The organism is Desulfopila inferna (assembly GCF_016919005.1).
Taxonomy (GTDB): domain Bacteria; phylum Desulfobacterota; class Desulfobulbia; order Desulfobulbales; family Desulfocapsaceae; genus Desulfopila_A; species Desulfopila_A inferna.
The window spans coordinates 273,145-295,386 of record NZ_JAFFQE010000005.1; the positions used below are offsets into that span (position 1 = coordinate 273,145).

16 protein-coding genes and 5 tRNA genes are annotated in these 22,242 nt (G+C 48.2%); all 21 read right to left on the reverse strand.

Annotation, left to right across the window (positions count from 1 at the left end):
- Positions 1-9: 9 nt before the first annotated feature.
- The 21 genes from tuf (JWG88_RS14360) to JWG88_RS14460 all read right to left on the reverse strand — a co-directional run bounded on the left by tuf (JWG88_RS14360) (position 10) and on the right by JWG88_RS14460 (position 22,242).
- Positions 10-1,200 carry an elongation factor Tu gene (gene tuf / locus JWG88_RS14360; RefSeq protein ID WP_205234478.1) on the reverse strand — a complete coding sequence of 397 codons (1,191 nt, stop codon included), beginning with the start codon at positions 1,198-1,200 and terminating at the stop codon, positions 10-12.
- Positions 1,201-1,224: 24 nt separating this feature from the next.
- The gene (gene fusA / locus JWG88_RS14365; protein ID WP_205234479.1) at positions 1,225-3,303 is read right to left on the reverse strand and encodes an elongation factor G; all 2,079 of its coding nucleotides are present in this window, start codon (positions 3,301-3,303) and stop codon (positions 1,225-1,227) included.
- A gap of 67 nt (positions 3,304-3,370) precedes the next feature.
- Entirely contained in the window at positions 3,371-3,844 is a 474-nt protein-coding gene (gene rpsG / locus JWG88_RS14370) for a 30S ribosomal protein S7 (protein WP_205234480.1), read from the reverse strand.
- Positions 3,845-3,872: 28 nt separating this feature from the next.
- Positions 3,873-4,244 (reverse strand): 30S ribosomal protein S12, encoded by a 372-nt coding sequence (gene rpsL, locus JWG88_RS14375; RefSeq protein WP_073379304.1) that lies wholly within the window; start codon positions 4,242-4,244, stop codon positions 3,873-3,875.
- A 155-nt stretch (positions 4,245-4,399) separates the two neighbouring features.
- Entirely contained in the window at positions 4,400-8,449 is a 4,050-nt protein-coding gene (gene rpoC / locus JWG88_RS14380; RefSeq protein ID WP_205234481.1) for a DNA-directed RNA polymerase subunit beta', read from the reverse strand.
- Between the two features lie 123 nt (positions 8,450-8,572).
- Positions 8,573-12,652, reverse strand: coding sequence for a DNA-directed RNA polymerase subunit beta (gene rpoB, locus JWG88_RS14385; protein WP_205234482.1), 4,080 nt, complete (start codon positions 12,650-12,652; stop codon positions 8,573-8,575).
- A gap of 394 nt (positions 12,653-13,046) precedes the next feature.
- Entirely contained in the window at positions 13,047-13,424 is a 378-nt protein-coding gene (rplL, locus tag JWG88_RS14390) for a 50S ribosomal protein L7/L12 (RefSeq protein WP_205234483.1), read from the reverse strand.
- A gap of 46 nt (positions 13,425-13,470) precedes the next feature.
- Positions 13,471-13,998 carry a 50S ribosomal protein L10 gene (rplJ, locus tag JWG88_RS14395; protein ID WP_205234484.1) on the reverse strand — a complete coding sequence of 176 codons (528 nt, stop codon included), beginning with the start codon at positions 13,996-13,998 and terminating at the stop codon, positions 13,471-13,473.
- Positions 13,999-14,185: 187 nt separating this feature from the next.
- On the reverse strand, positions 14,186-14,890 hold the full coding sequence (gene rplA / locus JWG88_RS14400) for a 50S ribosomal protein L1 (RefSeq protein ID WP_205234485.1): 705 nt from the start codon (positions 14,888-14,890) through the stop codon (positions 14,186-14,188).
- Between the two features lie 59 nt (positions 14,891-14,949).
- Positions 14,950-15,375 (reverse strand): 50S ribosomal protein L11, encoded by a 426-nt coding sequence (gene rplK / locus JWG88_RS14405; protein ID WP_205234486.1) that lies wholly within the window; start codon positions 15,373-15,375, stop codon positions 14,950-14,952.
- Between the two features lie 103 nt (positions 15,376-15,478).
- Complete coding sequence (nusG, locus tag JWG88_RS14410; RefSeq protein WP_205234487.1) at positions 15,479-16,012, reverse strand: transcription termination/antitermination protein NusG; 534 nt, start codon at positions 16,010-16,012, stop codon at positions 15,479-15,481.
- A gap of 79 nt (positions 16,013-16,091) precedes the next feature.
- Complete coding sequence (secE, locus tag JWG88_RS14415) at positions 16,092-16,343, reverse strand: preprotein translocase subunit SecE (protein ID WP_205234488.1); 252 nt, start codon at positions 16,341-16,343, stop codon at positions 16,092-16,094.
- Positions 16,344-16,423: 80 nt separating this feature from the next.
- Positions 16,424-16,500 (reverse strand) — tRNA-Trp (locus tag JWG88_RS14420).
- Positions 16,501-16,508: 8 nt separating this feature from the next.
- A complete protein-coding gene (gene rpmG / locus JWG88_RS14425) occupies positions 16,509-16,658 on the reverse strand; it encodes a 50S ribosomal protein L33 (protein WP_205234489.1) in 150 nt (49 codons plus the stop codon).
- Between the two features lie 84 nt (positions 16,659-16,742).
- Positions 16,743-17,933 carry an elongation factor Tu gene (gene tuf, locus JWG88_RS14430; RefSeq protein WP_205234490.1) on the reverse strand — a complete coding sequence of 397 codons (1,191 nt, stop codon included), beginning with the start codon at positions 17,931-17,933 and terminating at the stop codon, positions 16,743-16,745.
- A gap of 52 nt (positions 17,934-17,985) precedes the next feature.
- A tRNA-Thr gene (locus JWG88_RS14435) sits at positions 17,986-18,061 on the reverse strand.
- A 24-nt stretch (positions 18,062-18,085) separates the two neighbouring features.
- A tRNA-Gly gene (locus tag JWG88_RS14440) sits at positions 18,086-18,161 on the reverse strand.
- A 31-nt stretch (positions 18,162-18,192) separates the two neighbouring features.
- Positions 18,193-18,277 (reverse strand) — tRNA-Tyr (locus JWG88_RS14445).
- 68 nt (positions 18,278-18,345) lie between these two features.
- Positions 18,346-18,421 (reverse strand) — tRNA-Thr (locus JWG88_RS14450).
- Between the two features lie 240 nt (positions 18,422-18,661).
- Positions 18,662-19,861: a quinone-interacting membrane-bound oxidoreductase complex subunit QmoC gene (gene qmoC / locus JWG88_RS14455; protein WP_205234491.1), complete on the reverse strand. Its 1,200-nt coding sequence runs from the start codon at positions 19,859-19,861 to the stop codon at positions 18,662-18,664.
- 113 nt (positions 19,862-19,974) lie between these two features.
- Positions 19,975-22,242 (reverse strand): FAD-dependent oxidoreductase, encoded by a 2,268-nt coding sequence (locus JWG88_RS14460; RefSeq protein WP_205234492.1) that lies wholly within the window; start codon positions 22,240-22,242, stop codon positions 19,975-19,977.

Here is a 22,242-nt window from a genome sequence, read left to right on the forward strand (position 1 = left end):
TATGCACCCTTATTCTACGATTTCACTGATAACGCCGGCACCTACGGTACGCCCACCCTCACGGATGGCGAAACGAAGACCTGCATCCATGGCGATGGGAGTAATCAATTCCGCGGTCACCGAGACATTGTCACCAGGCATTACCATTTCCACTCCGTCGGGAAGGGTGACGATTCCGGTAACATCTGTAGTCCTGAAATAAAACTGCGGACGATAGCCATTGAAAAACGGGGTGTGACGACCGCCCTCCTCTTTACCGAGGATGTAGCACTCCGCTTTAAACTTGGTGTGCGGGGTAATGGAACCCGGTTTGGCCAATACCTGACCGCGCTCGATCTCATCACGCTTGACACCGCGAAGAAGTGCGCCGATGTTATCTCCGGCCTGGCCTTCATCAAGAAGTTTTCTGAACATCTCAACGCCGGTACATACGGTTTTCTGGGTCTTGCGAACACCAACGATCTCTACCTCTTCACCAACCTTGATCACACCGCGTTCAATACGACCGGTGGCAACCGTACCACGACCGGAAATAGAGAAAACGTCTTCAACAGGCATCAGGAAAGGCTTGGCGATATCACGCTCAGGCTCGGGGATATAATTATCAACAGCGTCCATGAGATCCCAGATACATTTCGCAGCGGCTTCATCTTCAGGATTCTCCAGCGCCTTCAGCGCTGAGCCCTGAATGATGGGAATGTCGTCGCCCGGGAATTCGTAGGCGTCGAGCAGTTCGCGCAGTTCCATTTCTACAAGCTCGATGAGTTCTTCATCGTCAACCATGTCACACTTGTTAAGAAAGACAACGATTGCAGGAACACCTACCTGACGGGCAAGAAGGATATGCTCCCGGGTCTGCGGCATGGCACCGTCGGTTGCAGCAACCACCAGAATCGCGCCGTCCATCTGGGCCGCACCGGTGATCATGTTTTTGATATAGTCGGCATGACCGGGGCAGTCGACGTGAGCATAGTGACGCTTCACGGTTTCGTACTCGACGTGCGCTGTGGCAATAGTAATTCCACGTTCTTTCTCTTCCGGTGCCTTATCGATCTCACTGAAATCGGTAAAATTGGCCTGACCTTTTAAAGACAACACCCGAGTGATAGCGGCCGTCAAAGTAGTTTTTCCATGATCGATATGACCGACGGTTCCTACATTGACATGCGGTTTAGTCCTTTCAAATTTTTGCTTTGACATAGTCTTTCCTCATTATGATTTGGGTCATATTCCTCGAATTTTTTTAATAATAACATCTGCCTTGGCGGCAGGAACTATATCATATTCCAAGAACTGCATTGTAAAGTTTGCTCTTCCCTGGGTAGCTGATCTCAGGGAGGTGGAGTAACCGAACATCTCAGCCAGAGGAACATGTGCATGTACTGTCTGTAGATCACCCGTGGCTTCAACACCGGTAATTTTAGCACGCTTGCTGTTGAGATCCGCCATCACATCACCGAGATGGTCTTCAGGTGTGATGATTTCAAGTTGCATCAGCGGTTCGAGCAGAACCGGCGATGCCTCCGCAGCTGCTCTTCGCACTGCCATTGCCGCGGAAATCCCAAATGCCATCTCAGTCGACTCTTCCTCATGGTATGACCCTCCGACCAGACTCACCTTCAAGTCCGTGAGCGGGTAACCGATGAGCGGTCCTGAATCGAGTGTATCTCTCGCTCCACGTTCAATTGCGCCCAGGAACATATCAGGAATTGTTGTTTTATCAACCTGGCTGACAAATTCAACTCCGCCGCCTCTCTGAAGAGGCTCAATCTCCAACACCACATGACCATATTGTCCTTTGGCGCCGGTAAGCTGGTCAAATTTTCCCTCGCCACGAGCCGAAGTTGTAATAGATTCCTTATAAGCAACCTGCGGCTTGCCGACATTGGCGGAGACCTTGAAGTAACTCAGCAGTCGATCCACAATTATCTCGAGATGCAACTCTCCCATCCCTGAAATAATCGTCTGCCCGGTGTCTTCATTCGTAGATATGGTAAACGACGGGTCTTCAAGAGCTATCTTATTGAGGGCATCTGTGAGTTTTTTCTCCTCAGCTTTGCTCTTGGGCTCAACGGCCACCCCTATCACCGGTTCCGGGAATTCCATACTTTCAAGGATAATGAAATCTCCCCTTTGACAAAGTGTGTCGCCCGTGGTGGTGAACTTAAGTCCGACTATCGCTCCGATATCTCCAGTGCTGATCTCCTCTACCTCTTCACGCTTATTGGCATGAAGCTTGAGAAGCTTGCCGATCTTTTCCTGCTTTTTCTTGACCGGGTTGAAAACTTTGTCTCCAACGTGCAACGTTCCAGAGTAGGTCCTGATGAAGGCCAAATTTTCAACAAAGGCATCGCTCATCAACTTGAAGACCAGTCCACAGAACGGTTCATCCACCGTGGTCTTTCTCTGAACAGGCTCTCCATCTTTATCCAGCCCATCAACGCTGGTTATGTCGAGCGGTGAGGGTAGATAACGAATGATCCCGTCAAGCAGGGGTTGAATCCCCTTATTCTTGAAAGCGCTGCCGCAAAAAACCGGAACAATCTTCAGTTCCAGCGTAGCCTTGCGCAGAGCAGTGTATATCTCAGACGCAGATACCTTTGTATCTTCTAAATATTTTTCCATGACCCCCTCATCGAAGTCGGCCAACTTCTCGAGGAGTGCCATACGTGCGGCCGAGAAAATTTCTCTGTATTCGGCAGGAATGTCTTTCTCAACAACTTCCTGGCCAAGAGACTGTTCGTTGAATTCGAGCATTCTCTCTTCTATCAGATCAATAACACCGATAAATTCCGATTCCTTACCAATGGGAATCTGAACTGCTACCGGATTGGCTCCAAGCTTCTTCGACATCATCTGTACTGCTCTGTCGAAGTCGGCTCCAATTCGATCCATTTTATTGACGAAGGCGATTCGCGGTATGTGATATTTGTCCGCCTGCCTCCATACCGTCTCCGACTGCGGCTCTACACATCCCACCGCACAGAAGACAGCCACCACCCCGTCAAGTACCCTCAGGCATCTCTCCACTTCAACAGTGAAGTCAACATGACCGGGAGTATCGATTATATTAATCTTATGGTCGTTCCAGAAGCAAGTGGTTGCAGCAGAGGTTATGGTGATCCCCCTCTCCTGCTCCTGCTCCATCCAGTCCATAACGGCGTTACCGTCATGGACCTCGCCGATCTTATACGATCGGCCGGTGTAATACAATATTCTTTCAGTTGTTGTTGTCTTACCTGCGTCAATATGGGCCATAATGCCGATATTACGCACAACTGACAAATCTTTTCGGGCAGCCATCAGTCATTTCCTTGAGAGTTTACTTTTTTGACGTCTGCCCCCTATCGGGCCATTTTGCCCTTAGCTGTTACCAGCGATAATGCGCAAACGCCTTATTGGCCTCTGCCATTCTATGCGTATCATCACGTTTTTTTACAGATCCGCCTCTGTTATTGTAGGCATCAAGTATTTCAGCCGCAAGTTTATCAGCCATGGACTTCCCAGAGCGCGATTTGGAAAAGCTGATAATCCAGCGGATAGCCAGGGCGTTTCTTCGGGTCTGGCGAACTTCCATGGGCACCTGGTAGGTTGCCCCACCAACTCTTCTGGACTTTACTTCAACCCGTGGACGTACTTTCTCCATAGCTTCTTCAAAAATCGTAAGAGCGTCTTCTTCCTTTGATTTTTCAGAAACTATATCCATAGCATCATAAAAGATACGCTGAGCAAGGCTCTTCTTACCCCTCTCCATCAGCCCGTTGGTAAATTTACTCACCAGGACACTGTTGAAGCGTGGATCAGGATCTACCGGTCGTTTTTCAATTAATCTTCTACGCGACATATATCATTCCTCTCTTACAAGCCTCTCCTTAAGAAGGACGCTTGGCACCATATTTTGATCGACCCTGACGCCTATCAGAAACCCCCAGGGTATCCAGAGTACCACGTACAATATGGTAACGAACACCCGGAAGATCCTTCACCCTACCACCTCTGATAAGCACAACAGAGTGCTCCTGAAGATTATGCCCGATTCCAGGAATATATGACGTCACCTCAATACCATTGGTAAGCCTGACCCTTGCAACTTTTCGCAGAGCGGAGTTTGGCTTCTTTGGAGTTGTTGTATATACTCTTACACAAACCCCTCTCTTCTGAGGTGATCCCTTCAAGGCCGGAGTGTTCGTCTTTTTGACGATTTTCTTTCTTCCCTGCCTTACAAGTTGGTTGATAGTTGGCATCGTCTTTACTGCTCCTGTTCGATTAACCTTAAATAAATATTTCTAAAAACAGTGATCCATTTTACGCGCTGATCGCAGCACGAAAGAGATTATAATTACCTCATCCACAGATTACTGTCAAGAATAAAAACACCATTCCTTCGCATTTAAACTTACTAGATATCATTATCGAGACCAGTTCCCGCAGAGATCAGTCGGCCCATGATCACATTTTCCTTGAGTCCCGCCAGTTCGTCAACCTTGCCGGCCATAGCGGCATTGGTAAGGACTTTGGTAGTCTCCTGGAATGAAGCCGCGGAAATAAAACTCTCGGTGGAAAGTGATGCCTTAGTCACTCCGAGCAAGAGCGGCTCGGCCACCGGCGGTGTCAAACCTTTTGCAAAAAGCTGATCACGCTCATCCTCGAATTTCCACCATTCGACCTGCTCTCCGATCATAAACCTGGAGTCTCCTGAGGCGGTAATCATGACGCGACGCATCATCTGACGCACTATGACCTCGATATGCTTGTCGTTGATCCGCACGCCCTGGAGTCTGTATACCTCCTGGATCTCATTAACAAGGAACTTGGCAAGTTCCTTTACCCCTAGAACCCTGAGAATATCATTGGGTACGATAGTTCCTTCCATCAAAGGCTCACCGGCCTGGACATAGTCACCTTCATGAACGATGAGATGTTTTGATTTTGGAACCAGATATTCCTGCGGCTCACCATGCTCAGGAGTAACGACAACCCGCCGCTTTCCTTTGAGTTCCTTACCAAAGCTTACCCGACCGTCAATTTCCGTAATAATGGCTGGTTCTTTGGGTTTGCGGACCTCAAAAAGTTCGGCAACCCGCGGTAGACCACCTGTAATATCCTTGGTTTTCGAGGATTCCCGTGGAATTTTACCGACGATCGTACCCGGCTTTATCTCGTCTCCTTCATTTACGGAGATGATGGAACCCACAGGCAGGCTGTAGCGTGCGTGAACATCGGAATCAGGCAATTTCAAAGTCTTGCCGCGTTCGTTTTTAACGGTTACCCGTGGGTTGAGCTGGGCCGTGCCGCTGGTGTGGGTAATTACCTTTGATGATTTACCGGTAACAATATCCACCTTTTCCTGCATTGTGATGCCCTCAAGGATATCACCAAACTTAATGATACCTCCTACCTCGGCTACAATCGGAATGGTATAGGCATCCCAGTCAGCCAGAATAGTTCCCGCCTCCAGCTCAGCCCTTTCCTCTACAAGGATCTGGGCTCCGTAATTGACCTTGAATTTCTCACGCTCCCGGCCGAGATCATCAAGGATAACGATCTCCGCATTACGGTTCATTACGATTTTGATACCCTCAGCGTTGACAACGGAGTGAAGGTTTTTAAATCCAACCTTGCCGCCGCGCTGTGTCCTCAACTCCGCCTGCTCTACCGAGCGGCTCGCGGTTCCACCGATATGAAAGGTACGCATAGTGAGCTGGGTTCCCGGCTCACCAATGGATTGAGCAGCGATAACGCCGACCGCCTCACCGATATTTACCATATGACCGCGACCGAGATCACGACCATAGCAAAGAGCACAGACACCGCGGCGGGCCCGGCAGGTCAGCACGGAGCGTATGAGCACCCGGTCGACACCGGCATTGTTGATTTTTTTAACAATATCTTCGGTTATCTCATGCCCCTCAGGAATAATGATCTCATCGGAGTATGGATCCACGACATCCTCTAGCGCAACCCTGCCGAGGATACGATCACCCAGCGGAACGATAATTTCACCACCGTCAATAAGTGGTTCAGCTACAATACCGTCCAGAGTGTCGCAATCCTTTTCCACTATAGTAGATTCCTGTGCCACATCCACAAGCCTTCTGGTCAGGTATCCGGAGTTGGCGGTTTTCAGAGCCGTATCCGCCAGACCTTTCCTCGCTCCATGGGTTGAAATAAAATACTCAAGAACATCGAGACCCTCTCTGAAGTTCGCCTTGATCGGTGTCTCGATAATTGCCCCTGAAGGTTTAGCCATCAGACCGCGCATTCCGGCAAGCTGACGGATCTGGTCTCTGGAGCCCCTGGCGCCTGAATCAGCCATAATAAAAATGGAGTTGAAGCTGGGTGCCTCAACAAGATTGTTATCCTTGTCACGGAAATAATCAACCTTGATTTCATCCATCATTCCATTGGCGACTTCCTCGGTGACCTTCGACCAGATATCGACAACCTTGTTGTATTTCTCACCAGAAGTAATAAGGCCGTCGCTATACTGCTGTTCGACCTCAAGGACTTCTTTTTCCGCTGATTCGACAAGATCTTCTTTATTCAGGGGGATCTTCATATCGTTAATACAGATGGAGATTCCCGCCCGGGTTGCATACTCATAGCCGGTGTCCTTCAGCCGGTCGGCAAGGATAACCGTATCCTTTGTTCCTGCATGTCGATAGGTGTAGTCGATGAGTCCGGCAAGCGCCTTTTTGCTCATCACCTTATTGATTTCCGCAAAGGGAATACTGGACGGCAGCAGTTCGCCGAGAATTGTCCTGCCAATGGTGGTTTCGACAATCTCACCATTCTTCCGGACCTTCACTCTTGCCTGCAGATCAGCGACTCCATGATCATAAGCGATACGGGCCTCCTTGGCATCGGAAAATACTTTCCCTTCCCCTTTTGCATTAATTCTGTCCCTGGTCATATAGTAAAGACCCAGGACAATGTCCTGAGACGGTATAATGACGGGTTCGCCGTTGGCAGGTGAAAGAATGTTGTTGGTAGACATCATCAAGACCCGGGCCTCAACCTGGGCTTCCACGGAGAGAGGCACATGCACCGCCATCTGATCGCCATCAAAGTCGGCGTTGAAGGCCATACAAACCAGGGGATGAAGCTGAATTGCCTTCCCCTCGATAAGAACAGCTTCAAAGGCCTGCATACCAAGCCTATGAAGAGTAGGAGCCCTGTTGAGAATAACCGGATATTCAGTTACAACCTCATCGAGTACATCCCAAACCTCTTTTGTCCCCTTTTCCACCATTTTTCTGGCACTTTTAATGGTGGTGACATACCCTCGGCTTTCAAGCTTGTTGTAGATAAAGGGCTTAAACAACTCCAGCGCCATTTTCTTAGGAATGCCGCACTGATGCAAACGCAGATGCGGTCCGACAACGATGACGGAACGTCCGGAATAATCGACACGCTTGCCGAGGAGGTTCTGGCGGAATCGTCCCTGCTTGCCTTTAAGCATATCCGACAATGACTTCAGCGGTCGTTTGTTTGCCCCGGTGATAACCCGGCCGCGGCGACCATTGTCAAAAAGAACATCAACTGCCTCCTGCAGCATGCGTTTCTCGTTGCGGATGATGATATCGGGCGCATCCAACTCAAGGAGTCTTTTCAACCTGTTGTTGCGGTTGATCACTCTGCGGTAAAGATCATTGAGGTCGGAGGTGGCAAACCTTCCGCCTTCCAGCGGCACAAGAGGTCTCAGGTCCGGGGGCAGTACCGGAATAACCTCAAGAACCATCCACTCAGGTTTATTGCCTGAATCGCGGAAGGCCTCGATGACAAAGAGCCGCTTGCCGAGTTTCTGCCTTTTGGTCTGAGAGTTGGTTGTGGCCATCTCTTCGCGCAGTGTCTTCGAAAGAGCAACAAGATCCTGTGATTCCAGAAGATCTCTAATCGCTTCGGCACCGATACCCACCCGGAATTTTCCGGCGTATTCCTCTCTGGCCTGACGGTATTTTTCCTCGTTGAAAAGGGTACCGACCGGAACGGCCTCAACATCTGACTCGACAACGGCATACTGCTCGAAATAAAGTATCTTCTCCAGCTGCTTCAGGGTCATGTCAAGGACAGCCCCAATCTTGCTGGGCAGACTCTTGAGAAACCAGATATGCGCGACCGGGGCGGCCAGCTTTATATGACCAAGACGCTCCCGCCTGACCTTTGACTGAATAACTTCGACACCGCATTTCTCACAGACAACACCACGGTGTTTCATACGCTTATACTTGCCGCAGTTACACTCGAAATCCTTTACCGGACCAAATATCTTGGCGCAGAAGAGACCATCTCGTTCGGGCTTGAATGTTCTATAATTAATGGTCTCGGGTTTCTTTACTTCCCCATGAGACCAGTCCATTATCTTTTCAGGCGAAGCAAGAGTTACCTTGACACTCTTGAATTTAATGGGAGATTTTGGCTTTTGAAAAAAATTGAATAGCTCTTCCACGTAAATCACCTCTTCTTCTTATTATTTGATACGCCTGATCCGGTGGAATCAGACACATGAAGAGATTATGCCCCGAAGGGTTATCCGCACACCCCGCCATGGGCGGAGTGTGCCTCTATATATCTATTCTTCGATAAGTTCCATGTTGAGACAAAGGCCCTGCAGCTCTTTGACCAATACATGGAATGATTCCGGCAAGCCGGTTGTCAGAAAATTATTTCCTTTTACAATCCGCTCATACATTGTTGTTCTGCCTTCGACGTCATCAGACTTAGCGGTAAGGAATTCCTTCAGCGTATAGGCAGCGCCGTAGGCTTCCATAGCCCAGACTTCCATCTCACCGAGACGCTGACCACCAAACTGAGCTTTGCCGCCCAGCGGCTGCTGGGTAACAAGGGAGTACGGTCCGGTTGATCTGGCATGAATTTTGTTATCAACCAGGTGATGGAGCTTGAGCATGTACATGACCCCAACCGTTACCAGGTTATCGAAGGGCTCGCCCGTAAGTCCGTCATAGAGGCGGCTCTGACCTACCTCATCAACGCCGGCTTCAACCAGCAGCGCCCGGATGCTGCTCTCGGCGGCGCCATCGAAAACCGGAGTGCTCATGTGCAGGCCTTCCTTATGATTTCGGGCCCACTGCATCAGTTCCTCGTCATCTTTACCTTCCGTTATGGCAGCAGCCTCTTCTTTGGAGTAAACTTTGGCAATTTTCTCACGGATTGCCTCCACAGCATGATCCTGAACCATCTTCTCCAGTTGTTCGCCCAATTTTTTTGCGGCAAACCCGAGATGGGTCTCCAACACCTGACCGACGTTCATTCGTGAGGGAACGCCCAGGGGATTGAGGACGATATCGACGGTTTTACCATCGGCAAAATAAGGCATGTCCTCTTCCGGCAGCAATCGGGAAATCACGCCTTTGTTGCCATGCCGTCCTGCCATTTTATCGCCGACGGAAAGTTTACGTTTGGTGGCAACATATACCTTCACCATTTTGACCACCCCGGGAGGCAGGTCATCCCCTTTCTTCATCCGGTCGATAATACCGTCATATCTCTCGCTGATAAGCCTTGCCTGATTTTCATAGCGGCTGTAAATGCCCTCTATCTGCTCGGTGTATTTGCTTTTTTCGGAAAAGTCTACACTGCTGAGGTTTCTGAAGCCCACCTTGGCTGCGACGGCTCCATCTATCTTTTTGCCCAGTTTAACAAGCAGCGTTCCATCTTTGCCGATGATATCCTTCTTAGCGGTGCGGCCATCCATGAGATCGCCGAATTCGAGGCATATACCCCTCCTGAGACTGGACAGCTCATCGAGTTTATCCTGATTGATCCTTTCTATTTCAATCTCTTCGATCATCAGCGAACGTTCATCTTTGTCGACCCCCTTCCTGGAAAATACCTTGGCATCGATAACAACGCCTTCAACCCCAGGTGGCACCCGAAGCGATGAATCCTTGACATCCTGCGCCTTCTCCCCGAAAATAGCACGTAACAGTTTTTCCTCCGGAGAGAGGACGGTCTCGCCTTTAGGCGTTACCTTGCCCACTAGGGTATCTCCGGCCCGCACCTCAGCACCAATTCGCACAATTCCGGAGTCATCGAGATTGCGCAGTGTTTCCTCGCTGACGTTGGGAATATCACGAGTGATCTCCTCCTTGCCTAGCTTGGTATCCCTGGCCATAGTCTCAAAGACCTCGATATGTACCGAAGTGAAGGTGTCCTCCTTCAAAAGACGCTCATTGACCAGAATAGAATCCTCAAAGTTAAATCCCCGCCAAGGCATAAAGGCGATGGTTATATTCTTACCCAGTGCAAGTTCACCATTATCGCAGGAAGGTCCATCGGCCAGAACTGTCCCCTCTTTTACCTTTTGCCCGGGCAGGACAAGAGGTCTCTGAGTGAAACAGGTATTCTGGTTGGATTTCTTGTATTTTTCCAGACGATACACAGCAATTCCGGTATCATATCCATCTGTTCCCGGATTGTCGTAACGAACCACCACTCGGTTTGAATCCGCTTCCTCAACAACTCCATCGCCACCGGCAAGCAGACAGGCACCGGAATCTCTAGCCACATATCTTTCCATACCTGTACCGACGAGAGGTGCTGATGTCTTGAGCAGTGGTACCGCCTGTCTCTGCATGTTGGAGCCCATAAGCGCACGGTTGGCATCATCGTTTTCCAGAAACGGAACAAGTGATGCGGCAACGCTGATCAGCTGGTTCGGGGCGATATCCATATAGGTAACCGTGTCACTGGGAGCGGTGACAACCTCTCCTTCTTCACGTACGATGATGGTATCAGGTATGATCCGCTGGTTTCCATCCAGTGCTACCGACGCCGGAGCAATAATATGAGTCTGTTCCTGCAAGGCACTGAAATATTTGATATCGTCTGAAACGATCCTGTCGTCGACCTTGCGGTAAGGGGTTTCGATAAAACCATAGGGATTTACTCTGGCATATGTCGCCAGTGAGACGATCAAGCCAATGTTCGGTCCCTCCGGTGTCTCAACCGGACAGATGCGGCCATAATGGGTAGGATGGACATCCCGGACTTCAAATCCGGCACGCTCCCGGGAAAGACCGCCTGGTCCCAGGGCGCTGAGACGTCTCTTGTGAGTCACCTCCGACAATGGGTTGGTCTGGTCCATGAACTGCGACAGCTGCGATGTTCCGAAGAATTCCTTTATTGCCGCGGAAATCGGTTTCGGGTTGACAAGATCATGAGGCATCAACGTTTCAACATCCTGCAGGGTCATGCGCTCCTTGATGGCACGTTCCATGCGGACAAGACCCATACGGTATTGATTCTCAATAAGCTCACCGACCGTCCTCACCCTCCTGTTACCGAGGTGATCGATATCATCAACGCCCCCCTGGCTGTCTTTGAGACGAACAAGATACTTAATTGATTCAATAATATCTAACCTGGTCAAGGCCTTTTGTGATATATCGATGTCCAGGTTCAGCTTGGCATTAATTTTATAACGCCCAACTTCCGAGAGATCATAAAGATCCTGGTTAAAAAACAGGTTCTCGAAAAAAGTCTGGGCAACTTCAAGCGTAGGCGGGCTCGATGGCCTAAGCCTTCTGTATATTTCCAGCAGGGCTTCTTCCGTGGAGCTGACCTTATCTAGTGCCAGAGTTTTGCGAAATGAATCGGAATAGTGAACCCCGTCAATAAAAAGTACTTTAACCGAATTGATCCCGACTTCCTGCAGGGACTCGAGGACGGTCTCGGTAATTTCGGTGTTGGAAAAAAAGAGTATTTCCTCCGTCTCCGGATTGAAAATGTCCTGGGACAGGTATTTTCCAATCACTTCATCTCTGGAGATCTTGATAAACTCGATCGGTGAGGATTCAATCTTTTTACACAGTACCTTGCTGATTTTTTTGCCTTTTTTCGCCAGAACTTCGCCATCTTCAGGATTGATCAGGTCGTACTCGAGACGTTTACCTACAGCAGTGCGGGTATCAAAGTGCATTTTATACTCGTCGCCTTCGAAGAAGATCTCATTTGTATAGTAGAATTCTTCGAGTAATTCACTGGCGCTTTTTCCAAGAGCTTTGAGCAGGGTTGTTACCGGAAATTTTCTTCGCCTGTCGATGCGCACATGCAGGATATCTTTGATATCAAACTCAAGATCAATCCAGGAACCTCGAACCGGTATAATCCTGGCGGAATAGAGAAGTTTACCGCTGGCATGGCTCTTGCCGTTGTCATGGGTATAGAAAAGCCCTGGTGATCGCTGTAGCTGAGAGACTATAACTCTTTCGGTGCCGTTAACAACGAAAACTCCGTCTCTGGACATAAGCGGCAGAGCGCCGAGATAAACCTCTTGCTCTTTTATATCCCGAATGGTCTGAACGCCGGTTTCCTCATCTACATCAAAGGTGATAAGGCGGACAACAATCTTCAGTGGTATATCATACGTCATGCCGCGCTGAACGCATTCCTCGACTGTATATTTGGGTTCACCAAACTTATACTTGACATACTCTAAAGAACACATTCCATTAAAGTCATTAATGGGAAAGACGTTCTTTAAAATTGCCTGCAGGCCATAATCCTCGCGATCCTCCGGCTCACGGCCCATTTGCAGGAATTTCTCGTAGGATTTCCTCTGCATGGATATCAGGTGAGGAGGCTCAATGATATTTTCCACAGTGGCAAATTTCTTTCTAATTCGTTCCATAAATCGTCCTCGAGGGTGCCTATAGATCGTTTACGTGAAATATACAGTAAGCATCAAACAACGATGCACTGCATGATATTTTAACTGGTTAGGTGGGGAAAAAATGACCTGCTGCCGATGACCTGATTGTAAAAGCAGCAAAGTTGAAAACAAAAAAAAGAAGATGCTCTGCCGAAAATAGAGTTTAGGGTCATAATCCCAGCCATAGTATTTGATATTTTCAATGCAATAGCGAAAACAGGCTAAAACCACTCCAAATCACTGAATGTACGTTCTTTCTCAAGATATCTTCTTGTTGAACTCCGAAAATACAACACGCTACGTGGCGATGCCCGTAGCGTGTTGCTAAAAACAGACGGATATCCCTTGGCGGAATATCCTTAATGCGTGGGAATTATTTGATCTCGATAACTCCACCAACTGCTTCGATCTTGCCTTTGATTTCCTCAGCCTCTTCTTTGGTAACGCCTTCCTTGATGGGCTGGGGTGCATCCTCAACAAGAGCTTTTGCTTCTTTGAGCCCGAGGCTTGTGATAGCACGAACCTCTTTAATGACCTTGATTTTCTGGTCGCCGGCACCCGCGAGAATGACGTCAAATTCAGTCTTCTCTTCGACTTCAGCTACCGCCGGACCTGCACCTGCAGCGGCTACGGCAACGGGGGCAGCTGCGGAAACACCAAACTTCTCCTCAAACTCCTTGATAAGTTCGGAGAGCTCAAGTACTGACATATTAGCAATAAATTCAATTACATCTTCTTTTGTTACAGCCATTGTTCATACCTCTTCGTTAGATAAATTTGTCTGGTACCGGTTGGTATTAATGCTCAACCTGTTCTTTCTTTTCCTTGAGAGCCTGTAGTCCATATACAAATGTTCTGGGAACTCCGGAGAGAACCTGAACCAGACCGGTAGGCACGCCATTAAGCACGGAAAGCAGCTGACTCAGCAATACATCCTTAGTCGGCAGCTTGGATAGAGCAACAAACTCTTCCGGACCTAACTTTTTCCCCTCAAGAACGGCTGACCTGATAACAAATTTATCATGGTCTTCTGCAAATTTTGCCAACGCTTTTGCAGGTCCGACAGGATCATCATACGCCATTACTACGGCTGTAGTTCCCGTGAAATCATCACTGAGAACGTTACTCTCTGTCTCTGTAACCGCTCTTCTCAGGAGAGTGTTTTTGGCGACGCGAATCTCTGAGTCTACTTTTTTCAGCTCTATCCGAATTTTCTGCAACTGAGTGACAGTGAGGCCGCGATAGTCCGCTACCACAGAAAATTTAGATTTACTGAAGGATTCATTCAGTTCAGAGATAATTGCCGCTTTCTCTTCACGATTCAAAGCACTCCTCCTACTTTAAGTTTATGTCGTTAGATACAGCAGTTACAGCAAGATTGTTGGTTTACATATTTTCAGAGGCTGCAAACCGTCTCGGCAGGTGGTAAAGAACCGATTAAACTCTTCAGTGCCTGCTGTCTTCGACTATACACTACACCATCAATCATGGTGCAGAACCTCAAATACACATTTATTTCAGCAATGCCCTTACATCGACCGGCTCGACCTTGAAGCCGGGGCTCATGGTCGTAGATACGGCAATACTTCGTAAATAAATTCCTTTACTGGAGCTGGGTTTAAGCTGAATCAACTTGCCGATAAAGGCGAGTATATTTTCAAGAATCTTTTCTTTGCCAAAGGACACTTTCCCCACTCCTGCATGGACTATGCCTGCCTTGTCCACGCGAAAATCAACTTTTCCGGATTTAATTTCTGCAACCACATTGGCAATATCGAAAGTTACGGTCCCAAGCTTGGCATTGGGCATCAGGTTACGTGGTCCAAGTATCCGTCCGATTTTTCCTACTGTTCCCATCATATCGGGGGTGGCTACCGTTTTATCGAACTCCAGCCAGCCTCCCTGAATTTTTTCAACAAGATCATCAGAACCGACATAGTCAGCGCCGGCTTCTTTTGCCTCTGTCTCTTTTTCACCTTTGGCGAAAACAAGAACCCGAGTCTCTTTGCCGGTGCCATGTGGCAAGACGACAGAGGAGCGAATCATCTGATCAGCATGACGGGGGTCAACACCAAGCTTGACGGCAATATCAAAGGTCTCATCAAATTTGGCATATGATGCTTTGAGAGCGTATTCAATGCCCTCATTCAAAGTATATAGTTTTGTTTTATCAACTGTTTCAAGTATCTTTCTATAATTTTTTCCGCGCTTCGGCATATCAGCCTCCTACTATAGAAAAGGATCAGGTCCTTTCGAGTAGTAAATAATTTTAAAATTTAGTCAATCACGGTAATTCCGGCGCTTCTTGCAGTGCCCTCGATGATCTTCATTGCACTCGCGACATCATAAGCGTTCAGGTCAGGCATCTTTATCTCGGCAATCTCGCGGATTTTATCCCGCTTAATCTCCGCGACACGTTCCAGCTTAGGATTTCCGGAACCTTTTTTAAGGTTTACAGCCTTCAGCAAAAGCACGGACGCCGGCGGCGTCTTGGTTATGTAACTGAAAGATCTATCCTGATACACGGTGATAACGACTGGCACAATGGTGTCACCCATTGATTGGGTTTTTGCATTAAATGCCTTGCAAAATTCCATGATATTCACACCGTGCTGGCCGAGAGCCGGGCCAACGGGAGGCGACGGGTTGGCTTTGCCCGCAGGAATCTGCAATTTAATGTATGCCATTACTTTTTTGGCCATTGTTCACTCCAACTATCAACTTGTTAAAAACAAAAATGTTCTGATAGGCAGACTTCCCCAACAGATACATTCACAACCTATGCTATTTCGTCACATGACGAATTTAGGTATTTGAAACCTGCACAAATTCCAGCTCCACCGGGGTCTCTCTGCCAAAGATTGAAACCATAACCCTGACTCGGCCCTTTTCCGGAAAAACCTCGTCGACTACACCCTGGAAATTAGCAAAAGGACCATCGATGACTCGAACAACTTCGCCTATATCAAAAATGACCTTAGGCCGTGGTCGCTCGGATCCATCACGTATGCGCCCGATTATTTTTCCAGCATCTTCATCAGAAAGAGGGATAGGATCTTTGTCGCCACCTACAAATCCGACAACACGGGGCATATTCTCATGAATGGTATGCCAGGTAGTATCGTTTAAATCCATACTAACAAGCATATAGCCGGGAAAGAACCGGCGTGAAGATGTTTTTCTGGCGCCTTTTATCATTTCAACGACTTGCTCGGTCGGAACTAAAATCTCACCAAAATATTCCTCCAGTCCGTCTTTTCTGATCCTTTCCTCGAGAGTAGCCTTTACCCTTTCTTCAAAGCCAGAGTGAACCTGAAGTATGTACCATTGTCTTGCCATCGTAATGTCTACCCAGCCTGAGTTTTATTTATGCAACAAGGAGGTTGCTTACCAATACTAATCCTGCCTTTCTCTCTCGTTAACTGCGGAGGAGATAAGAGACAAGTTTACCAAGAAGCAGATCAACGGACCCCAGATAGATGGCAACCACCACAGTAAGCACGATAACAATCCCTGTCAGCCCCATTGTGACTTTCTTGTCAGGCCAAACGATCTTGGTGAATTCTACCTGAACCTCTTTGATGAACTTTTTGATTTGAGCTGGTGAGTATGGAGACTTTTTCTCTGTTTTTTCAACAGCATTCTTTTTCGATTTTTCTTTTTGTGCCATACTCGTTGCCATTCCTTGTAGTTAGCAGTTTCTTGAAATTCATTCCGAAAAAGCGAAACTACTCTGATGTAAGTCAACAGTGGCAGGCCAGGAGGGACTCGAACCCCCAACATCCGGATTTGGAGTCCGGCACTCTACCAATTAGAGTTACTGGCCTGCAAGTTCCTATTTTGTCTCTTTATGCGGGGTATGAACCCTGCAAAACGGACAATACTTGCTGAACTCCAGCTTATTAGGAGTGTTTCTCTTGTTTTTTGTGGTTGTGTAATTACGACGTTTACATGTGCCACATGCAAGAGTAATAATGTCTCTCATTACGATCCCATCCCTATAAAAAAAGAACCCGGCTCCATTGTTTGTGACAAGGGAGCTGGGTATTGTAATACCTGCCGACTACCTTTACTCTACGATTTCACTGATAACGCCGGCACCTACGGTACGCCCACCCTCACGGATGGCGAAACGAAGACCTGCATCCATGGCGATGGGAGTAATCAATTCCGCAGTCACCGAGACATTGTCACCAGGCATTACCATTTCCACTCCGTCGGGAAGGGTGACTATTCCGGTAACATCTGTAGTCCTGAAATAAAACTGCGGACGATAGCCATTGAAAAACGGGGTGTGACGACCGCCCTCCTCTTTACCGAGGATGTAGCACTCCGCTTTAAACTTGGTGTGCGGGGTAATGGAACCCGGCTTGGCCAATACCTGACCGCGCTCGATCTCATCACGCTTGACACCGCGAAGCAGTGCGCCGATATTATCTCCGGCCTGGCCTTCATCAAGAAGTTTTCTGAACATCTCAACGCCGGTACATACGGTTTTCTGGGTCTTGCGAACACCAACAATCTCTACCTCTTCACCAACCTTGATCACACCGCGTTCAATACGACCGGTGGCAACCGTACCACGACCGGAAATAGAGAAAACGTCTTCAACAGGCATCAGGAAAGGCTTGGCGATATCACGCTCAGGCTCGGGGATATAATTATCAACAGCGTCCATGAGATCCCAGATACATTTCGCAGCGGCTTCATCGTCAGGATTCTCCAGCGCCTTCAGCGCTGAGCCCTGAATGATGGGAATGTCGTCGCCCGGGAATTCATAGGCATCGAGCAGTTCGCGCAGTTCCATTTCGACAAGCTCGATGAGTTCTTCATCGTCAACCATGTCACACTTGTTAAGAAAGACAACGATTGCAGGAACACCTACCTGACGGGCAAGAAGGATATGCTCCCGGGTCTGCGGCATGGCACCGTCGGTTGCGGCAACCACCAGAATCGCGCCGTCCATCTGTGCCGCACCGGTGATCATGTTTTTGATATAGTCGGCATGGCCGGGACAGTCGACGTGAGCATAATGACGCTTCGCTGTTTCGTACTCGACGTGCGCTGTGGCGATGGTGATCCCACGTTCTTTCTCTTCCGGTGCCTTATCGATCTCGCTGAAATCGGTGAATTCAGCCTGACCTTTTAAAGACAACACCCGAGTGATAGCTGCCGTCAAAGTAGTTTTTCCATGATCGATATGACCGACGGTTCCTACATTAACATGCGGTTTGGTCCTTTCAAATTTTTGCTTTGACATTTTCTTGTCTCCTCAGGCCATTAATAATTGATTCAGGTTGTGTATCCGCCTGTGGAGCCCACGACCGGATTTGAACCGGTGACCTCATCCTTACCAAGGATGCGCTCTACCAACTGAGCTACGTGGGCGCCATTGTTCATGCGAAAAAAAAATGGAGCGGGAAACGAGACTCGAACTCGCAACCCTCAGCTTGGAAGGCTGATGCTCTACCAATTGAGCTATTCCCGCTTTAAAATATTTTCCAAATGAAGAAGAGAGATGGTGGAGGGGGGAGGATTCGAACCTCCGAAGGCTTGGCCGACAGATTTACAGTCTGTTCCCTTTGACCGCTCGGGAACCCCTCCATACAGAACATCGAAAATTTGATGTTGCTTTTTAATCTCTCAAAAACACTTTGTAAAGCTTTTTTTTCTGGAGCTGGCGATGGGACTTGAACCCGCAACCTGCTGATTACAAATCAGCTGCTCTGCCAATTGAGCTACGCCAGCTTACAAAACTATAGAATATACTTATTCCGACACAGGAAAGCAATCATTTTTTTAAGTGTTTTGTAAAAATCCATTAACCACAGGATTGGCTGTTCTCTCCTTCAGGCATTGATGCACCACACCAAAAGATTTTACGGATTTCCGTCTGCCAACACAAATAAGTACACTAAAGCAAAAAAAAAGGACCGGAAGTAAATCCGATCCTCTTTTTAATATTCTGCGATGAAAATAGCGAAGGTGCTAACCAATTGCGGTCTTGGCGAAAGCACTTTCTCGATATTTCTCGAAGGCCATAGCAAACGTCCTATATACTATATGAGCAAATTTGGTGTACGGCATATAGAGAAAAAGCATCATGACGGTTACAAGATGAAGGAAATAGATAATATGGCCGAAGGTCGCAAGTCCGGCCCAACGGAAAACCTCGGCAAGCAGGCCGGTAACACCGACTGCCATGATTTCCCAGATAAGAAACCAGTCATAGAAATTTCCTTGAATACCGGCATTCTTCTCTTTTTCGGACCGGGATGTCCAGAGGATATACATGCCGTAGATAAGTGCAATAGCGGAAACATTACCTAACAACTTAACAGGATTCCAGAATGTCATCGGCCCGTGAAACTGGGGCCAGAACAGTCCAAGAATATCATTGGCGAACAATGACCAGAGAGTAACGACAAAAAGACCAATAAAGGCGAAAACCAGCGGCTTATGCCCTTTTTTCCTATCGGTATTGACAGTACATTCATCAAAGCGGTTATGGTTGAGAATCTCCTTGATTGAAGGCCAGAGAAATTGTTGAACAAACTGAACGGTGGAAGGTTTATAATCAGGATTGAGATCATGTTTTGACGCCATTCCCTTCCACAGATTGCGAATTCCCATGTACGCCGAAAAAATGGCGAGCCCCGCAGCCGGCACGGAGAACAGAACTATAAAAAAGATATTTTTGGCATACCAGTGAAAATCCCAGTGACCAAACATACGCTGATATCCATAGCCCGCCTCAAAATTGGCATTCCAGTTATCCATAAGACCACCGGATATGAACCATAAAACGAGAATAATGACGGAGGGAATACCGATCAGCAACGGCAGTCCTTTAGCATTGGAAGCCAGGTTTGCCAGACCTCTCGGCCACGCATAAAAATTGTAGGCATATGCCCGGATAGCTCCCAAAACCTCAGCTGGTTTGGCACCGCGAGGGCATTTCTCTGTACAGTCTCCGCATTGATGGCAGAGAAACACATCGGTATCAGTGAGCAGGGCATCCTTCATTCCCCACTGGGACCAAATCATTTCTTTGCGCGGAAAAGGTTTCTGGTCACCTGAAAGAGGACAAACCACAGAGCACGTAGCGCACTGATAGCACTTCTTCAGTGTATCGCCGCCAACGCCCTTGAGGTATTTAATAAATTCTACATCTGGTTGAACATTCATTTTTTCCCCTCTGTTATATTATCAAGAATAAATCATCGTTCACAGTGACCATCGCTGGTCCATAGCTGCAGCGACGGGGAGCGCCGCTGCAGCGGATGATAAAAAAACAGATTCTAGAAGCCCTTGAAGGGGTTTGGACCCATTTCAACAATTTCTTCTACAAAATCTTCCAGCAGTTGAGGTATCTTGTCATAATCCGTGATAGCCACCTGCTCTGCCACAACACGTTCTGCTTCGAGACCAAGGGTTGAAAGTGTGTCACCAATATTTTCCATTCGTTTATTGGCAATCTCCGAACCCTTGACGAAGTGACACTGGTAATCGTCACCATAACTGCAGCCGAGCAGCATCGCCCCATCGAGACCGGCCGACATTGCATCCCTGATCCAGGCCATATTTACCGAACCAAGACAGCGTACCGGTATAAAACGAATCATATGATTAAGCTTATGCCGCTTCATTCCGGCCATATCGAGGGCTGGATAGGCATCGTTCTCACAAACAAGAACCAAAATACGCAGTCTGTCATCATCATCTTCAGGAACTTCAATGGACTTGATCATGGAACCAATCAAATCTATGTTGTAATCCTTAAAGCCGATAATACGCTCAGGACATGCTCCCATACAGGTGCCGCAGCGTCTACACCGGGTAGTATTCGGCAGCGGCGTTCCTTTTTCGTCATCATCAAGAGCTCCGAAAGGACATTCCTCGGTGCACCTTTTACACTGCGTACAGCGCTGCATAAAAAATTCAGGATAGGTAGCATCACCGGAACGCGGATGAACAGCGACACCACGATCGGTTGATTCAAGACATTGAATGGCCTTCAGGGCTGCACCAGTCGCATCATCAATGGTCTCATCCATGGTTGCCGCCTTTCTCACACCGCCACAGGTATAAACACCTGTTCGCCGTGTCTCGTAAGGAAAGCAGATAAAGTGGGAATCAGCATATCCGTCAAAAAGTCCGAGATCGGGAAACATGGGACCCTGGCGATAGGCAAGATTGATGGAATGCTCATGCAGCGTTGCCGGTTCCATACCTGCGGCAAGCACTACCATGTCAACCTCAAGGTTCAGATTCTCACCAAGAAGAGTGTTCTCAACGTTCACGGCCAATTTTCCACCGGCTTCCTCCACCTTCATGACATTGCCTTTGGTCATGAAGATCCCATCGTTCATTTGCGCATTCTTATAAAAAAGCTCCATATGACCAGGAGTACGCATATGCTGATAGAGTATATAAGCTCTGCCGTCGGCATTATCCTGGCATACATACTGCGCCTGCTTCAGAGCAACCATTGAGGTTACAGAGTTACAGTAGGGAAAATCCTCGTCATTATCAGCTCCGCCCGGGCTCATGACAAAGGCCACATTTGCCGGGACCTTTCCTTCTTTAGCCAGTTTTTCAAACTCGGCATTGGTGACGACGTTTTTAACACTCCCATAGCCCAGATGGTCGTACTGCGACACATCGGCAGGTCTCCAGCCGGTGGCCAATACTACGGCGCCAAAGATCTCAGCATTAGGGTCGACAGCCACATATTTCTGCCAGCCTTCGTTGGGATCTTCCATTTCGCCTTTTTCTATCTTTTCCTGCTCATCGACTGTAACTTTTGCGGGCGCGTCCCACTCGTTGCGCTCCCCGCTTTTCTTCAGGGAAACACGAAAATTACCAGGTTGACCAGCAACACGGGCAACTTGAGTCTCGGTTTTTACGGTGATTTTTTCATTGGCATTAACCTCGGCAACCAATGATTCAACCGGATTCTCTTCAAGCTCGATCCACGGAGCCTTGCTGGGAAAGGATTGCCTCCAGCCAAGAGCTTTACCTCCTAAAACCGCCTCTTTTTCAATAATGGTCACCTCGTTGCCGGCTTTTGCCGCCTCCAGTGCAGAGGTAAGGCCGGCAATACCGCCGCCCATGACCAATATTTTCTTATTGGTACCCTCTTCGAGAACAAAGGGCTCGGGCAGTGCGGTCTTCTTGGCACGGGTACATGCCATTCGGACATAGTCCTGGGCTGTTTCATTGAGAAATTCAGCAGCTTCAGCGTGGGGCTCTTCGCCTTCGGCGGGTTTGCCTTCGGCCCAGACCACCTGCTCGCGCAGATTCGCACGCGTGGTGATTGTACCATCACCAAAATCGAACTCTTTCTGCATTACACGCGGAGAACATGCGGCGATCACAAAGGTGTTGACTCCGTCGTTTTTCATGTCCTTTTCCATAAGAGCCCGTCCCTCGGCACCGCAGAGACAATCACTTGTTTTACATTCCATGGACATTTCACTGGTGACAACTTCGGCGAGAGCTTCCATGTCAAGTGCATCGCCGATGCCACAACCTGAGCACAAGTATGCGCAATATTTTTTATCCAT

Bases quoted from the DNA above. Each gene is read 5' to 3' on its own strand.
- tuf (WP_205234478.1), bottom strand. From the start codon at position 1,200: ATGTCAAAGCAAAAATTTGAAAGGACTAAACCGCATGTCAATGTAGGA.
- fusA (WP_205234479.1), bottom strand. From the start codon at position 3,303: ATGGCTGCCCGAAAAGATTTGTCAGTTGTGCGTAATATCGGCATTATG.
- rpsG (WP_205234480.1), bottom strand. From the start codon at position 3,844: ATGTCGCGTAGAAGATTAATTGAAAAACGACCGGTAGATCCTGATCCA.
- rpsL (WP_073379304.1), bottom strand. From the start codon at position 4,244: ATGCCAACTATCAACCAACTTGTAAGGCAGGGAAGAAAGAAAATCGTC.
- rpoB (WP_205234482.1), bottom strand. From the start codon at position 12,652: ATGGAACGAATTAGAAAGAAATTTGCCACTGTGGAAAATATCATTGAG.
- rplL (WP_205234483.1), bottom strand. From the start codon at position 13,424: ATGGCTGTAACAAAAGAAGATGTAATTGAATTTATTGCTAATATGTCA.
- rplA (WP_205234485.1), bottom strand. From the start codon at position 14,890: ATGCCGAAGCGCGGAAAAAATTATAGAAAGATACTTGAAACAGTTGAT.
- rplK (WP_205234486.1), bottom strand. From the start codon at position 15,375: ATGGCCAAAAAAGTAATGGCATACATTAAATTGCAGATTCCTGCGGGC.
- nusG (WP_205234487.1), bottom strand. From the start codon at position 16,012: ATGGCAAGACAATGGTACATACTTCAGGTTCACTCTGGCTTTGAAGAA.
- secE (WP_205234488.1), bottom strand. From the start codon at position 16,343: ATGGCACAAAAAGAAAAATCGAAAAAGAATGCTGTTGAAAAAACAGAG.
- rpmG (WP_205234489.1), bottom strand. From the start codon at position 16,658: ATGAGAGACATTATTACTCTTGCATGTGGCACATGTAAACGTCGTAAT.
- tuf (WP_205234490.1), bottom strand. From the start codon at position 17,933: ATGTCAAAGCAAAAATTTGAAAGGACCAAACCGCATGTTAATGTAGGA.
- qmoC (WP_205234491.1), bottom strand. From the start codon at position 19,861: ATGAATGTTCAACCAGATGTAGAATTTATTAAATACCTCAAGGGCGTT.
- JWG88_RS14460 (WP_205234492.1), bottom strand. From the start codon at position 22,242: ATGGATAAAAAATATTGCGCATACTTGTGCTCAGGTTGTGGCATCGGC.